The organism is Streptomyces sp. NPDC056479, assembly GCF_042795335.1.
Lineage (GTDB): Bacteria > Actinomycetota > Actinomycetes > Streptomycetales > Streptomycetaceae > Streptomyces.
In genome coordinates this window covers 335057-349611 of the sequence record NZ_JBHTRZ010000007.1, presented here as the reverse complement: position 1 = coordinate 349611, position 14555 = coordinate 335057, and the positions used below count along the sequence as shown (strand labels likewise).

12 protein-coding genes and 5 tRNA genes are annotated in these 14555 nt (G+C 69.8%); 6 read left to right on the top strand and 11 right to left on the bottom strand.

Going from position 1 to position 14555, the window contains the following annotated elements; genetic code table 11:
- The first annotated feature begins 201 nt into the window (after nucleotides 1–201).
- Nucleotides 202–918 (top strand): IclR family transcriptional regulator NdgR, encoded by a 717-nt coding sequence (gene ndgR / locus ACFQ6S_RS27870; protein ID WP_093910054.1) that lies wholly within the window; start codon nucleotides 202–204, stop codon nucleotides 916–918.
- Between the two features lie 85 nt (nucleotides 919–1003).
- Here ndgR and ACFQ6S_RS27865 read toward each other — a convergent pair whose 3' ends face one another.
- Nucleotides 1004–1507 carry a DUF4188 domain-containing protein gene (locus tag ACFQ6S_RS27865; RefSeq protein ID WP_383415316.1) on the bottom strand — a complete coding sequence of 168 codons (504 nt, stop codon included), beginning with the start codon at nucleotides 1505–1507 and terminating at the stop codon, nucleotides 1004–1006.
- A gap of 87 nt (nucleotides 1508–1594) precedes the next feature.
- On the opposite strand from ACFQ6S_RS27865, the gene ACFQ6S_RS27860 reads away from it, so the two are divergent.
- Entirely contained in the window at nucleotides 1595–2239 is a 645-nt protein-coding gene (locus ACFQ6S_RS27860) for a MerR family transcriptional regulator (RefSeq protein ID WP_383415313.1), read from the top strand.
- Nucleotides 2240–2292: 53 nt separating this feature from the next.
- Here ACFQ6S_RS27860 and ACFQ6S_RS27855 read toward each other — a convergent pair.
- The 10 genes from ACFQ6S_RS27855 to ACFQ6S_RS27810 form a co-directional block, all read right to left on the bottom strand.
- Nucleotides 2293–2365, bottom strand: a tRNA-Glu gene (locus tag ACFQ6S_RS27855).
- Between the two features lie 28 nt (nucleotides 2366–2393).
- Nucleotides 2394–2465: transfer RNA gene (locus tag ACFQ6S_RS27850), tRNA-Gln, on the bottom strand.
- 20 nt (nucleotides 2466–2485) lie between these two features.
- Nucleotides 2486–2558: transfer RNA gene (locus tag ACFQ6S_RS27845), tRNA-Glu, on the bottom strand.
- 62 nt (nucleotides 2559–2620) lie between these two features.
- Nucleotides 2621–2693: transfer RNA gene (locus ACFQ6S_RS27840), tRNA-Glu, on the bottom strand.
- A 21-nt stretch (nucleotides 2694–2714) separates the two neighbouring features.
- Nucleotides 2715–2786 (bottom strand) — tRNA-Gln (locus ACFQ6S_RS27835).
- A 91-nt stretch (nucleotides 2787–2877) separates the two neighbouring features.
- Complete coding sequence (locus ACFQ6S_RS27830; RefSeq protein ID WP_383415310.1) at nucleotides 2878–3609, bottom strand: HAD family hydrolase; 732 nt, start codon at nucleotides 3607–3609, stop codon at nucleotides 2878–2880.
- A 36-nt stretch (nucleotides 3610–3645) separates the two neighbouring features.
- A complete protein-coding gene (locus ACFQ6S_RS27825; RefSeq protein WP_383415307.1) occupies nucleotides 3646–5859 on the bottom strand; it encodes a FlgD immunoglobulin-like domain containing protein in 2214 nt (737 codons plus the stop codon).
- 165 nt (nucleotides 5860–6024) lie between these two features.
- Nucleotides 6025–7509, bottom strand: coding sequence for a glutamate--tRNA ligase (gene gltX, locus ACFQ6S_RS27820; RefSeq protein WP_383415305.1), 1485 nt, complete (start codon nucleotides 7507–7509; stop codon nucleotides 6025–6027).
- The gene (locus tag ACFQ6S_RS27815) at nucleotides 7493–8278 is read right to left on the bottom strand and encodes a fumarylacetoacetate hydrolase family protein (RefSeq protein ID WP_383415302.1); all 786 of its coding nucleotides are present in this window, start codon (nucleotides 8276–8278) and stop codon (nucleotides 7493–7495) included. Before ACFQ6S_RS27815 ends, gltX begins: the two co-directional genes overlap by 17 nt.
- 183 nt (nucleotides 8279–8461) lie before the next feature.
- Nucleotides 8462–8641: a hypothetical protein gene (locus ACFQ6S_RS27810; protein ID WP_383415299.1), complete on the bottom strand. Its 180-nt coding sequence runs from the start codon at nucleotides 8639–8641 to the stop codon at nucleotides 8462–8464.
- 564 nt (nucleotides 8642–9205) lie between these two features.
- On the opposite strand from ACFQ6S_RS27810, the gene ACFQ6S_RS27805 reads away from it, so the two are divergent.
- The 4 genes from ACFQ6S_RS27805 to ACFQ6S_RS27790 all read left to right on the top strand — a co-directional run bounded on the left by ACFQ6S_RS27805 (nucleotide 9206) and on the right by ACFQ6S_RS27790 (nucleotide 14447).
- Nucleotides 9206–12955: a nitrate- and nitrite sensing domain-containing protein gene (locus tag ACFQ6S_RS27805; protein WP_383415296.1), complete on the top strand. Its 3750-nt coding sequence runs from the start codon at nucleotides 9206–9208 to the stop codon at nucleotides 12953–12955.
- A gap of 9 nt (nucleotides 12956–12964) precedes the next feature.
- A complete protein-coding gene (locus tag ACFQ6S_RS27800) occupies nucleotides 12965–13378 on the top strand; it encodes a roadblock/LC7 domain-containing protein (protein WP_005479910.1) in 414 nt (137 codons plus the stop codon).
- Between the two features lie 114 nt (nucleotides 13379–13492).
- Nucleotides 13493–13891, top strand: a complete 399-nt coding sequence (locus ACFQ6S_RS27795) for a DUF742 domain-containing protein (RefSeq protein ID WP_003997626.1) — start codon at nucleotides 13493–13495, stop codon at nucleotides 13889–13891.
- Nucleotides 13872–14447, top strand: a complete 576-nt coding sequence (locus tag ACFQ6S_RS27790) for an ATP/GTP-binding protein (protein ID WP_030948707.1) — start codon at nucleotides 13872–13874, stop codon at nucleotides 14445–14447. Before ACFQ6S_RS27795 ends, ACFQ6S_RS27790 begins: the two co-directional genes overlap by 20 nt.
- Nucleotides 14448–14555 lie beyond the last annotated feature (108 nt).

Sequence of the window (14555 nt, the reverse complement as noted above, 5' to 3'; positions counted from 1 at the left end):
GCTTTCCCTCCGGCCGGCATACGGTCCACCGGCCCAACTAGAGATCTTGAGAAGGCGTCCTGCGCCCGCGCCCCTGGTTCCGGGCGTCCGCCGCCAGGCCCGTTCTGGTCCACGGGCCGCTCTGCCTTCGTTCTTCCAGAGTGGCGTGTTCCACGGAAAATTGAACTTGCGTTTCACAGAGTGAGACGCGAGTATCGTTTCATGGACAACAGTAGCGGCGTCGGCGTTCTGGACAAGGCAGCCCTTGTCCTGAGCGCCCTGGAGTCCGGTCCGGCCACCCTCGCAGGGCTCGTCTCGGCCACCGGATTGGCACGACCCACGGCCCATCGGCTGGCCGTGGCTCTGGAACACCACCGCATGGTGGCGCGTGACATGCAGGGCCGTTTCATTCTCGGCCCTCGGCTTGCGGAACTGGCCGCGGCGGCCGGTGAGGACCGTCTCCTGGCCACGGCGGGCCCGGTCCTCACCCACCTCCGTGACATCACCGGCGAGAGCGCACAGCTCTACCGCCGCCAGGGCGACATGCGCATCTGCGTCGCCGCGGCGGAACGCCTGTCCGGCCTTCGGGACACGGTCCCGGTCGGCTCGACGCTCACGATGAAGGCGGGCTCCTCCGCGCAGATCCTCATGGCCTGGGAGGAGCCGGAGCGCCTGCACCGGGGCCTGCAGGGCGCCCGCTTCACGGCGACCGCGCTCTCGGGCGTACGACGCCGTGGCTGGGCCCAGTCGATCGGCGAGCGCGAGCCGGGCGTCGCGTCCGTCTCCGCGCCGGTGCGCGGCCCGTCGAACCGCGTGGTGGCCGCCGTCTCGGTCTCCGGTCCCATCGAGCGTCTGACCCGTCACCCCGGCCGTATGCACGCCCAGGCGGTCATCGACGCGGCGGCCCGCCTCTCCGAGGCGCTGCGCCGCACCGGCTGACAACGCGGAGATCGCCGTAGGGAAAGAGCAGCCTCAACGCCGCGGCAGCTCCTCCCCCACGGCGCGGACGACGCCGCTCAGGCGCTCAGATCGCCCCGGACCGATGAGCGAACCGATCCTTCGCGTACCGCCCGCGTGCAGCGACCGGCACCTGCCCGTGCGCCGCCGCCAGCCCGAACGCCGGCATGTCCGAGTAGATCGACTCGTAGGACCCCTCCGGCACGACGTACGTCTCGTGCCACACCCCCACGTGCTGCCGGACCTTTCCCGCCTTCTCCTTGCGGTTGAAGATCGCCCACGCCCGGTGGTGGAGCTTGTCCGGCGCGTGTGCGTAGGCGTACAGCTTCTCCTTCGACTCCCAGTACTGGACGACGTAGAACGTCCGCGGCGAGGCCGTCAGCAGGACATGGCCGAGCAGACCGTGCTCGGGCGCCTTCCCCAACTCGCGCAGCATCCGCGGCATGGCCACCACCACCGGCAGCCAGTGATGCACGGCCCAGAAGTGGTTGATGCGCATCCCGATCAGCAGGACGACCACATCGCCCTCGGTGTCCGCGGTGGTGCGACCCGGTACCGGCTTGGCAGCCATGCGGCCCCTGCTTCCCCTGTCGGATAGCGGCACTATCCTTGCGAGCAATGCTTGGATAGTGGCACTCCCCAAGGAAGGCCACAAGAGATGCGGCTGGCTGAACTGAGCGAGCGCAGCGGGGTGTCCACCTCGACGATCAAGTACTACCTGCGCGAAGGACTGTTGGCCCCCGGCCGCCAGATCAACACGACGACGGCCGAGTACGACGAGGAGCACCTGCGCCGACTGCGGCTGATCCGCGCGATGATCCAGGTCGGCCGGATGCCGGTGGCCACGGTCAGGGAGGTGCTGGGGCATGTGGACGACGACTCCCTGCCCCGTGCGATCCGCCTGGGCACGGCGGTGTGGACGCTGCCACAGGTGCCGGAGCCGGACGAGGAGGACGAGTACGTCCAGGCCGCACACCAGGAGGTCGCCACACTCCTGGACCGGCTCGGCTGGGAGAACGCCAAGCAGCTCACGACCGTCTCCCCCGCGTACCGCTCCCTGGTGACGGCGGTCGCCGCGTTCCGCCGGCTCGGCTACGACTGGGGAGCCGAACAGATCGCGCCGTACGCCGAGTTGATGCACCGGACCGCCGTCCTCGACCTGGACTCGATGGAGGCACACCCGTCGGAGGCGGAGCAGATCGAGTTCGCGGTCCTGGGGGCGATCCTCAACGAGCCGACACTGCAGGCGCTGCACCGGCTGGCCCAGGAGGAGGAGACGACGCGTCGGTACGGCTTCGAGTAGCCGACGCCGGGCACGACGAAGGCCCTCCGCCGAAGCGAAGGGCCTTCCTGTTGTACCCCCGACCGGATTCGAACCGGCGCTACCGCCTTGAGAGGGCGGCGTGCTAGGCCGCTACACAACGGGGGCGTGGATCATACGTTTCCGCAGATCCGAGCTGGTCTACCTGGACTCGAACCAAGACTAACTGAACCAGAATCAGTCGTGCTGCCAATTACACCATAGACCAATGTGGTTTAGACCAGTTCGTACCCCCGACCGGATTCGAACCGGCGCTACCGCCTTGAGAGGGCGGCGTGCTAGGCCGCTACACAACGGGGGCCCTAGCGATCCTGCATCGAGATCGGCGGGAGCTACCCGAACCGTCCTCGCGGGAAGGATCTGTACCCCCGACCGGATTCGAACCGGCGCTACTGCCTTGAGAGGGCAGCGTGCTAGGCCGCTACACAACGGGGGCGTTGCAGATGAGCTCTGCGAGCTGGCCTACCTGGACTCGAACCAAGACTAACTGAACCAGAATCAGTCGTGCTGCCAATTACACCATAGGCCACTGGAACGCAAGCCCCTGCGGGGATCTTGTTCTAGTTTGCTCCTCCGGTTTCCGGCCTTTCGGCCCGCTCCCCGGCGGCGCAGGAAGAACATTACCTGAAGGTGGACGGGGCTCCAAAACGGGTATCCGCGCCGAGGATCGCGGGGAGTTCGGCGAGGGAGGCGATCCGCTGCGGTTCGCCGGGGCCGTCGCCGCTGGTGTACGCCCCGTCGCGGTCGATCCACACCGACAGCATCCCGGCGGCCGCGGCACCGCGTCCGTCGATGTCCGGGTGATCTCCGACATACGCGACCTGGTGCGGCGCGAGGTCGAGAGCGGTGCAGGCGGCATGGAAGGCACGGGCCTCCGGCTTGGAGACGCCGAGCTCGGCGGCGCAGAGGATCGCCTCGAAACGGTCGTGGACGCCGAGCACGCGCAGCTTGCGGTCCTGGACGGTGAGGCTGGAGTTCGACAGCACCGCGTGCCGGTGGCTGGCGGCGAGAACGTCCAGGACGGGCAGGACGTCCGGGAAGAGGGCCCAAGCGGCCTCGTAGTGCCCGATGTAGCGCTCGAACCAGGCGTCGGCCTCGGCGTCGGTCAGCTCCATGCCCAGGAAGACCCGTACGCGATCACGCCGCTGGCCCTGGAAGGTCGCCTCCCCGGCGGAGAACCGTGCCCACTGGGCGTTCGTGACCTGCCGCCATCGCACGAGGGCCTGCTCGACGTCGTCGTATCCGTCGAGCAGGCCCTCGGTCAGCAAGTGCGCCCGCATTCCCGCGCGGTCCGCCGCGGTGTAGTCGAAGAGGGTGTCGTCCACATCCCAGACCACGGCCCGAATCCCCATGATCCGACGGTAACGCGGACGACGGGGATCTGTCCGTCAGTTGACCGTCGTCGTCCCGGTCGCGGTGAGGGCGGGTCCCTCGTCGTCGCGGGGCTGGGCGGTCAGTTTCCAGGTGTACGTGCCGTTGATCCGGCGGCCGTCCTCTCCGTAGCCGTCCCAGGCGGCGCGGACGGCGGCGCCCTTGGTGCTGCCGGTGAGGGTGCGCACCGTCGTGCCGCTGCTGTTACTCAGGGTGAGCGTCCAGGTGGCCGGCTTGCTGAGCTGCCAGACGGGCTGCCAGGGGCTGCTCTTCGTCGGTCCGAACGGCACGGCGTCCGTCTGGGCCTCCATCTGCGCGAGCGCCGAGGCGGGGACCCCGCTGCCCACGATCGACACCTCACCGAACGTGCCGTTGAGGTAGGCGATGTGGCCGCCGAAGCGGTCGACGGCCCAGCGGCCGTTGCTGCCTCCGGTGTTCCAGTCCCCGGTGGGCAGCTTGACCAGGGTGCGGGTGGTGGCCGTACCGGTGTGGAAGTCGGTGAGCAGCAGTTCGTGGGTGGTGCGGTTCTCGCGGAGCAGGTAGCCGTCGGCGAGGCGGGCCGGGCCGTTGTCGGCCGGGACCGTGATCTTCCGGTTGGTCGCGCGGTCGTAGACTCCCGCGGTGCCGCCGCAGGCCCAGTACAGCCAGGTGTTGACGGCCTGGATGTCGGTGGGCGTGCAGGGCGCGCCGGTGGCCACGGTGGTGACCGTCTGGCCGGTCTTGAGGTGCTTGCCGACGACGGAGCCCTGGGTGGTGCCGGGGGTCCACAGCACCTGGCCCCAGACGGCGGCGGCGGTGCGGGGGCGGGTGAGGACGGTCTCGCCGTTCGTCTTGCCGCTCGGGAAGTCGACGACCTTCTGGGTGCCGGAGCCGCCGTTGTACAGCACATAGCGGCCGCTGCCGCCGGGGATGCGGCCCGCGGCGTCGCCCGTGGGCCCGTTGCGGATGGTGGTGGTGTCGAGGCCGGCGTTGAGGACGGACTCCTGGCCCTCCGCGTCGGTCCACAGGTGGGAGACCCGGCCGTCGCCCAGGGCCTCCAGCTGGGGGCAGGCGGCGTCGCCGGGGAGGCAGGTGCTGCCGCTCAGCGCCGGGCTGCGGGGGGTCTGCTGACCGATGGGCCTGCCGCTCGTGTCCAGTTGGAAACTGTTGATCCGATAGGACGGGCCGGGCGTCGAGCCGTAGATGAGCAACTCGCCGCCGGCGACGGCCAGTCCATGGACGCCGGCCGCCATGGCGGGGATCTGGGCGACCTTCTCGGTGGCGGTGCCGCCGTCCTCGGTGGGCGTGATCCGGTGGACGTTCCAGTCGAGGCTGGACGGTCCGGCCGTGGCGAGGGCGCCGCCGTCCAGGGTGGGACCGATGCCGCCGAACGACGAGCTGAGCAGGGTGGTGTCGGCGCCGGTCACCAGGGAGCGGGCGGTCAGCGCGGCGTCGGTGCCGCCCAGGACGAACTCCGGGTTTCCGATCAGGAGTCGGTCGCCGACGACGGCTTCGAGGTCGGCGGCCAGACGGGGGTGCGCCGTCGGCGGGGTGCCGGGCTCGGCGTCCACCCGTATCGACTTCCAGTCGGCGACGAGCCAGCTGTCGTTGTAGACGACCTCCGGGTTCTCGATGACACCGGTGACGTAGGTGCGGAAGGTGCCGTCGACGAGGTCGATGAGGCCGACGGAGCGCGTGCCGTCCAGCTGGTACACGACCGCGATCCGGCGGACCGAGCCGCCGAGCGGATACGCGGTGGGCTGGGCGCCCGCCGGGAGGCCGGCAACCGGCAGATCCGTCGTGCTGCCGTCGGAGGCGGTGCGCAGCACGTGCAGGGCACCCGTGGTGTCCCGGGTCAGCGCGCTCCAGCCCACGGCGCCCTGGTAGGTCTGGCCGGCCGGGATCGTGATGGTCGCGGTCACACCCGTGGACCGGTGCTTCTGCGTGATGGTCGCACCGCTCACCGTGGTGATGACGTCGGTGCCGGTGGCCAGGTCGTCCGGCCCCGCGTGCGCGGGCGGGACGAAGCCCGGGTAGTCGACCCAGGTGGTGGAGCCGCCGCCGCTGACCGGGCCCCACCGGAATCCGGACGCGCCGGCCCAGACGTACCGGATCTCCTGCCGCTTCTCCGCGCTGAGCCGGACCGTCCCCACCGGCGAGTCCGCGGCTTGCGCGGGGGTGATCGGCAAGGCGCACGTCAGGGCCACCGCGCCGCTGAGCGCCACCAGGCCAAGTCTTCGTGAACGAGTCACGTTCCCTCCCCCTGAAACAGGGTGCACACGCTGATCATGTGCACCAGGGACATCCAACGTGCCCTCGGGGAGCGGAAGTTGACCGGACGGGTGAACTCCGGGTGACGGCTGGGCGGACACGCGAAGGGCGGCGTCCGAACCGGACGCCGCCCCGCTGTGAACGTGCTATGCGGCGAGCTTCGCCAGCGCCGCGTCGATCCGGGCCAGGGTCGTCTCCTTGCCCAGGACCTCCAGGGACTCGAAGAGCGGCAGACCGACCGTGCGGCCGGTGACGGCGACGCGGACCGGGGCCTGGGCCTTGCCGAGCTTGAGGCCGTGGGCCTCACCGGCGGCCAGGACCGCCTCCTTGAGGGAGTCCGGGGAGGACCAGTCGGCCGCGTCCAGCCTCTCGCGGGCGGTGCGCAGCAGGGCGTCGGAGCCCTCCTTCATCGCCTTCGTCCAGGACGCCTCGTCGACGACCGGCTCCGCGAGGAAGAGGAAGTCGACGTTGTCCGTGATCTCGGAGAGGACCTTCAGTCGGGTCTGGGCGTGCGGGGCGATCGCGTGCCACTTGGTCTCGTCGAAGTCCTCCGGCGCCCAGGGGGCGAACGGGGCCTTCAGCCAGGGGGCACAGCGCTCGGTGAAGTCCTTCACGTCGAGCATGCGGATGTGGTCGCCGTTGATCGACTCGCACTTCTTGAGGTCGAAGCGGGCCGGGTTGGGCTGGACGTCGGCGACGTCGAAGGCCGCGACCATCTCGTCGATCGTGAAGATGTCCTGGTCGGCGGAGAGCGACCAGCCGAGCAGGGAGAGGTAGTTGAGCAGACCCTCCGGCAGGAAGCCTCGCTCGCGGTAGAGGTTCAGCGAGGACTCCGGGTCCCGCTTGGAGAGCTTCTTGTTGCCCTCGCCCATCACATACGGCAGGTGGCCGAACTGCGGGATCTGCTTGGCGATTCCGAGCTCGATCAGCGCCTTGTACAGGGCGATCTGGCGAGGCGTGGAGGAGAGCAGGTCCTCGCCGCGCAGGACGTGGGTGATCTCCATCAGGGCGTCGTCGACCGGGTTCACGAGCGTGTAGAGGGGCGCCCCGTTGGCTCGTACGATCCCGTAGTCCGGGACGTTCTCCGGCGTGAAGGTCAGCTCGCCGCGGACGAGGTCCGTGAAGGTGATCGTCTCGTCGGGCATGCGGAAGCGCACGATGGGCGCGCGGCCCTGGGCCTTGTACTCCTCGACCTGCCCGGCCGTGAGGTCGCGGCAGTGACCGTCGTAGCCCGACGGCTTGCCCGCGGCCCGAGCCGCCTCGCGGCGGGTGTCCAGCTCGTCCTGGGAGCAGTAGCAGTGGTAGGCGTGGCCGCCGTCCAGCAGCTTCTGGGCGACCTCCTTGTAGAGGTCCATGCGCTGGGACTGGCGGTACGGCGCGTGCGGGCCGCCGACCTCCGGGCCCTCGTCCCAGTCGAAGCCCAGCCAGCGCATCGAGTCGAGCAGCTGGTCGTAGGACTCCTCGGAGTCGCGGGCCGCGTCGGTGTCCTCGATGCGGAAGACGAGCGTGCCCTGGTGGTGCCGGGCGAACGCCCAGTTGAACAGGGCGGTGCGGACCAGGCCCACATGGGGGTTACCGGTGGGCGAGGGGCAGAAACGTACGCGGACGGGTGCGCTAGCCACGCTTGACAACCTTGTTGGTGAGAGTGCCGATGCCTTCGATGGTGACGGCGACCTCGTCGCCGACGTTGAGGGGGCCGACCCCTGCCGGGGTGCCCGTGAGGATCACGTCGCCGGGGAGCAGCGTCATGGCCTCGGAGATGTTGACGATCAGATCCTCGATGGAGTGGATCATCTCGCTGGTGCGCCCGAGCTGGCGCTGCTCGCCGTTGACGGTGAGCTGGATGGTCAGGTCGGACGCCTTCTCGAGGTCCAGGTCCGTCTCCACCCAGGGGCCCAGCGGGCAGGAGGTGTCGAAGCCCTTGGCCCGGGCCCACTGCTTCTCGCGCTTCTGGACGTCCCGGGCGGTGATGTCGTTGGCGCAGGTGAAGCCGAAGATGACGTCCTTGACGCGCTCACGCGGGACCTCGCGGCACATGCGGCCGATGACGACGGCCAGCTCGGCCTCGTGGTGGAGGTCCTCGGTGAAGGACGGGTACTGGATCTCGTCGCCGGAGCCGATCACCGCGGTGGACGGCTTGAGGAAGGCGAACGGGGCGTCGGGCACCTCGTTGCCGAGTTCGCGGGCGTGCTCGGCGTAGTTGCGGCCGAAGGCCACGACCTTGTTGGGGAGCACCGGCGGCAGCAGCCTGACCTTGCCGAGCGGGACCTTGGTGCCGGAGAGCTCGAAGTCCGCGAAGGGGATGCCCTTGATGATGTCGAGGACGAGCTCGTCCGGCCTGTCGCCCTCGACCGCGCCGAAGGCGACGTTCCCGTCGATGGAGAATCTGGCGATGCGCACGGGATCCTGCGCCCCTCACTTGAGCCGGCTGGAGTCTGACGCTCCAGGCTAGCGCGGCAAGGAGCGGGCGCCTCGCGCATTACCGCGGGCGCCCTGACCGTCGTACGGAAGCCGTCGCACGACCGATGATCGCCTATGGGGATGATCGGTATGTGATTGAACAATCCACCATCGGCCCGCGTACTACAGGGCGGCGGCGACAGGGATCTCCTGGAGGATGGTGCGCTTGGGGTTCGCGGTCTGAGCGGGAAGATCGACGGAGTGCTCCGGCTGCAGCGGGATGTGCAGTTCCTCGGCGTCGGCGAGGTGCGCCAACGTCGTGCGCCGCGGGTTGGCTATCGTGTGGATCATCGTCGTCTTCACGGCTGTACAGGGTCCTGTCGTCTCGGGTTGGCAGAAACATCCCTCTTGTAAAGCGTCAGGCTAAACATGCGATTCCCGCCGGAAGTCGTGAGAGCCCCCTGATCGGTATGTGAGTTTGCTCACGGCCCTACGGGCAAACCGGTCAATTCAGGCCTGCAATTCAGGCCCGCAAAACGGACATTGGCCCCCTGAAGCCATCATTCCGCTCCTGATCATGGCGACTGGGACACCTCCCGCGCCCGAGCGGCTCGCGGGCATAAGTCCGTTATGGACGAGATTGCTTTCTACGGCAGGTAATCTCGCCCTCACGTGGTGTCACGTATGTCACGGCTCGACCTACGGGCCTTGTTGGAGATCCTGCACTGTGCTGGAATTCCACGGACCGCCGCAGGATCGAGCCGGCGCGCAGGGGGCGCTTCGAGCGCCGAGCGGCGGCAAGAAGGGGGAGCCAGCGCCGGTCACTCACGACCATCGGGGAGCGTGTTCAGGACGCTCCCTAACTACGCCGACACCGTGTCCGTCCGCTCACGCGGAAGGGCGCCTGGTCCAGAGGTTGCGACGCTAGTGCAGGGACGTTTCAAGAGGGATGGCAGCGCTTCGGCGGAGCCGGAGCACGGCGGGACCGACCGAGGTCCCTCGCCCCAGCACGCCCAGAACCCGGGCCCGACGGCGTCGGTGGACGGTGGTGAGCGCTCCGGGCGCCCCGCCGTTTCGGCGTCCCCGGGCGCGGCAAACCCCACTCCACCGCCGACGGCGAAGCCGAAGGGCCCCGTCGGCCCCGGCTCGCGAATAGCCCTGCGCAACTGGCGTATCTCCACGCGCCTCGTGGCGCTGCTGACGCTCCCGGTGGTCGCGGCCACCTCGCTGGGCGCCCTGCGCATCAGCGACAACATGGACGACATCCAGCAGCTCGACAACATGCGGCTGCTGACGGACATGACCAAGCGGGCCACCGAGCTGGCCGCCGCGCTCCAGGAGGAGCGCGACCAGTCGGCCGGACCGCTCGCGCACGGCGCCAAGGCCACCGACTACACGGTCAAGGGCTACCGGGACAAGTCGGACCGGGCCATGACCAGCTTCATCGAGGCCTCCGAGGAGATCGACGACACCAGCAAGGACGGCAACCTCAAGGGTGTCCGCGACAACCTCGTCCAGCTCGTCGGCGACCTGAGCGACATCGCGAAGATCCGCAACACCGCCTACGAGGCCAAGGACAACTCCACGCAGACCGTGGAGGCCTACCACCGTCTGATCACCAACCTGCTCGGTCTCTCGCAGGACATGGCGGAGGCGACCAGCAACCCGGAGATGATCCAGAGCACCCGTGCCCTGGCCGCCTTCTCCACCGCCAAGGAGTACGCGTCCATCCAGCGCGCGGTCCTCGCCGCCGCGCTGCCCGCGGACAACAAGACCTTCGGCGATCTGTCCGACAACGACCGGCTTTACGCCGAGTCGGCACTGACGAGCCAGCGCTCCGAGCTGAAGAGCTTCCGGAGCATCTACGGCACGCAGTCCTCCGCCGACCTGCTGAAGTCGATCGAAGAGGGCAACCCCACGATCAAGGCCAGCGACACCTACGCCAACCGTGCCCTGACCTCCGCGACGGGCCTGCAGTCACTGGACAAGCGCTCGTACCGGGACTGGGTCGACACCAGCACCACCAAGCTCCAGGGCATGCGCGCCATCGAGACCACGCTGCTCGAGGAGATGGAGCAGAAGGCCCGCGAGCTGCGCAACGAGTCCGAGCGCGAAGCGATCATCTCCGGTGCGCTGATCCTGCTCGTGCTCGGTGTCTCGCTGGTCGGCGCCTTCGTGGTGGCCCGCTCCATGATCCGCTCGCTGCGCCGTCTGGAGGAGACCGCCACCAAGGTCGCCCAGGACCGACTGCCCGAGCTGGTCAAGCAGCTGTCCGAGACCGACCCGCAGGACGTCGACACCTCCGTCGAGTCGGTCGGTGTGCACTCCCGGGACGAGATCGGCCAGGTGGCCGCGGCCTTCGACGACGTGCACCGCGAGGCGGTCCGCCTCGCCGCCGAGCAGGCCCTGCTGCGGGGCAACGTCAACGCGATGTTCACCAACCTCTCGCGCCGCTCCCAGGGCCTCATCCAGCGTCAGCTCTCGCTCATCTCCGAACTGGAGTCCCGCGAGGCCGACCCGGACCAGCTGTCCTCTCTCTTCAAGCTCGACCACCTCGCGACCCGCATGCGCCGTAACGGTGAGAACCTCCTGGTCCTCGCCGGTGAAGAGCCCGGCCGCCGCTGGACCCGCCCGGTCCCGCTGGTCGACGTGCTCCGTGCCGCCGCGTCCGAGGTGGAGCAGTACGAGCGCATCGAGCTGGCCTCCGTGCCGACCACCGAAGTGGCCGGCCGTGTGGTCAACGACCTCGTGCACCTGCTCGCCGAGCTGCTCGAGAACGCGACCTCCTTCTCCTCGCCGCAGACCAAGGTCAAGGTCACCGGTCACGCGCTGCCCGACGGCCGTGTGCTGATCGAGATCCACGACACCGGTATCGGCCTCTCCCCCGAGGACCTCGCGGCGATCAACGAGCGGCTCGCCTCGCCGCCCACCGTGGACGTCTCGGTCTCCCGCCGCATGGGTCTGTTCGTGGTCGGCCGGCTGTCGCAGCGCCACGGCATCCGCATCCAGCTGCGCCCGTCCGACTCCGGTGGTACGACCGCGCTGGTCATGCTGCCCGTCGATGTCGCCCAGGGCGGCAAGAAGCCCGCTCCGGGCAAGCCCGGCCCGGGCGGTCCCGGTGTCTCCGGTGGCCCGGCCGCAGCGCAGGCCGCTGCCGGTGTGGCTGCCGCACGTCGCCAGGCCCAGGCCGGCGGCGGCTCCCTCGGCGCGGGTGCGCCGGGTGGCGGTGCGCTCGGTGCCGGTGCGTCCGGCGGTGGCCGGCTCGGTGCCGGTCAGGGACCGCGTGCCGCGCTGCCCGGACGTGACGGTGGCGGCATGCAGGGTGGACCGGGCGCGCCGCGTGGACCGCAGGGTCCGGGCGCCCCGTCGCAGGGCCGTGGTGCTCCGGCCGGTGCCGGCGCCGGGTTCGGTGGTCAGGCTCCGGGTGCTCCGCAGGGGATGCAGGCCGCGGGCATGGGTCCGGACTCCTTCGGACCTGGCCAGGACGCTTTCAGCGGCGGCCAGAACGCCTTCGGCGACTCCCGTGGCCCCGGCCGCGAGCAGTCCCGGCCGGGCGGGCCCTCGGCTCCGCAGTCGCCGCCCCCCGGCGGCGAGCAGGGCCGTCGTGGCCGTCAGCCGCAGCTGCCGCCGCGCGGTGGCCCGCGTGCCGAGCTGCCCGGCGGCAACCAGCCCTCCCGTCCCAGCTGGAGCGACGAGAACGCGCAGCCGCCGGTGCCGCGCGCCTCGCTCGACACCCCGCGCGGGCACGACGAGGACCCCTCGCAGACCTCCCGTATGCCGCGTGTCGACGACCGCCAGGGTCAGGGCTCGACCTCCGAGTTCGCCCGCCCGGACTTCGACGCCCCGGCCCCTGGCGGGTACAACCCGCAGAGCACGGGCCAGTTCGCCCGTCCCGGCGCGAACAACGGACAGCAGAACCCGGGTCAGTTCGTCCGCCCCGACGTCTTCGGCGCCCCGGGCGGTCAGAACAACCCCTCGCAGACGGGCCAGTTCTCCGTACCGACGGCGTACGACGGCAGCTCGACAGGGCAGCACTCCCTGCCCGGCCGCCAGAACCCCGAGTCCACCGGCCAGTTCGAGCGGCCCCAGGTCAACGGCACCTACGGCGGCGACTCCGGCCTCGTCGGCCCGGCGCAGCCCCCGGTGCCGCCGCGTCCGCAAGGGCGGCCGGGCCGTCAGGAGCCCGAGGCCCTGCCACCGGCGACCGGTCCCGGCGACGGGCGTACCCCGCTGTACGACACGCTGGAGACCAACTGGTTCCACGGCGGTCCGCAGGGACAGCAGCCCGGTGCGAACGGTTCGGCCCACGCTCCGCAGCATCAGGAGCCGCCGGCCCCCGCGGAGCGGCCACAGCCGTCCTCCGCTCCTCAACGTCCCGGGTCGACCGCCTGGCGCAGCTCGCCGAACGACGATCTCGTCCGGCAGGCGGAGCGCGTCCGGCAGCCGGCTGCGGGCGGTGTCACCACCTCCGGCCTGCCGCGCCGGGTGCCTCGGGCGAACCTCGTCGCGGGCACGGCTCAGCAGCAACAGCACCAATCCGGTCCGGCTGTCTCGCGTGCGCCTGACGACGTACGCGGCCGTCTGACCAATCTCCGTCGGGGTATCGCGCAGGGTCGCCAGGCCGGCACCGGCCAGACCGGCAGCTTCCCGAGCCCCACTCACCAGCAGGAGCGTTAGTTGAGCCAGATGAGCCAGGCGGCACAGAACCTCAACTGGTTGATCACCAACTTCGTGGACAACACCCCGGGTGTGTCCCACACCGTCGTCGTGTCCGCCGACGGTCTGCTGCTGGCGATGTCGGAGGGCTTTCCCCGCGACCGTGCCGACCAGCTGGCGGCCGTCGCGTCGGGTCTGACGTCTCTGACGGCGGGGGCATCCCGGATCTTCGAGGGCGGCGACGTGGCCCAGACCGTCGTGGAGATGGAACGGGGGTTCCTCTTCCTCATGTCCGTCTCGGACGGCTCTTCCCTGGCCGTCCTGGCACACCCCGAATGCGACATCGGCCTCGTCGGCTACGAGATGGCGCTGCTGGTCGACCGCGCGGGCGCGGTGCTCACGCCCGACCTGCGCGCCGAACTGCAAGGCAGTCTGCTCCACTGATCGCCCTGGATCCAACCCGTCTCACCAAATCACCGTCCGGCCGCCACAATCCCCCCACTGGCCCTCACCCAGACGGCTTGACTGACCGACTTGCTGTCCCAGCCCGGAGGATTCATGACCCCGCCCACCGCCTCTCATGATCCGTACGCGGAGCCGTACGAGGATGAGGGCGACCAGCCGCTGGTACGTCCGTACGCGATGACCGGCGGCCGGACCCGGCCGCGCTACCAGCTGGCCATCGAGGCCCTGATCAGCACCACGGCTGACCCGGCAGCGCTCATGGGACTCCTTCCCGAGCACCAGCGCATCTGCCATCTGTGCCGTGAGGTGAAGTCGGTCGCCGAGGTCTCCGCGCTGCTGTCCATGCCGCTGGGCGTGGCCAGGATCCTCGTCGCGGACCTCGCCGAGGCCGGCCTGGTCGCCATTCACCAGCCGGGTGGCGACGAGAACAACGGTGGCGCTCCGGACGTGACGCTGCTCGAAAGGGTGCTCAGTGGACTTCGCAAGCTCTGAACCGGGCCGGGCGACCACCTCCGCCAAGATCGTGGTGGCGGGTGGCTTCGGCGTGGGCAAGACCACGTTCGTCGGCGCCGTCTCGGAGATCAACCCGCTGCGCACCGAGGCCGTCATGACGTCCGCGAGCGCGGGCATCGACGACCTCACGCACACGGGCGACAAGACCACCACCACGGTGGCCATGGACTTCGGCCGTATCACCCTGGACCAGGACCTGATCCTGTACCTCTTCGGTACGCCGGGCCAGGACCGCTTCTGGTTCATGTGGGACGACCTGGTGCGCGGCGCCATCGGCGCCGTGGTCCTGGTGGACACCCGCCGTCTCGCCGACTGCTTCCCCGCGGTCGACTACTTCGAGAACAGCGGACTGCCCTTCGTCATTGCCCTCAACGGCTTCGACGGGCACCAGCCCTACACGCCCGACGAGGTGCGCGAGGCGCTGCAGATCGGTCCGGACGCGCCGATCATCACCACGGACGCCCGTCACCGGTCCGATGCCAAGAGTGCGCTGATCACCCTGGTCGAGCACGCGCTGATGGCCCGGCTGCGGTAGCGCAAGTCAGTAGCGCCATACGGCAGTTGTCGTAGATGTGCCGAAGCCGGCTGTGGCCTTTGACACGGTCGGCTTCGTTGTTCATAACGTTTCGGCAGAGGAATCGGG

Coding starts and splice junctions, on each gene's coding strand:
- ACFQ6S_RS27800 (WP_005479910.1), top strand. CDS start 12,965: ATGAGCCAGGCGGCACAGAACCTCAACTGGTTGATCACCAACTTCGTG.
- ndgR (WP_093910054.1), top strand. CDS start 202: ATGGACAACAGTAGCGGCGTCGGCGTTCTGGACAAGGCAGCCCTTGTC.
- ACFQ6S_RS27865 (WP_383415316.1), bottom strand. CDS start 1,507: ATGGCTGCCAAGCCGGTACCGGGTCGCACCACCGCGGACACCGAGGGC.
- ACFQ6S_RS27860 (WP_383415313.1), top strand. CDS start 1,595: ATGCGGCTGGCTGAACTGAGCGAGCGCAGCGGGGTGTCCACCTCGACG.
- ACFQ6S_RS27830 (WP_383415310.1), bottom strand. CDS start 3,609: ATGGGGATTCGGGCCGTGGTCTGGGATGTGGACGACACCCTCTTCGAC.
- ACFQ6S_RS27795 (WP_003997626.1), top strand. CDS start 13,493: ATGACCCCGCCCACCGCCTCTCATGATCCGTACGCGGAGCCGTACGAG.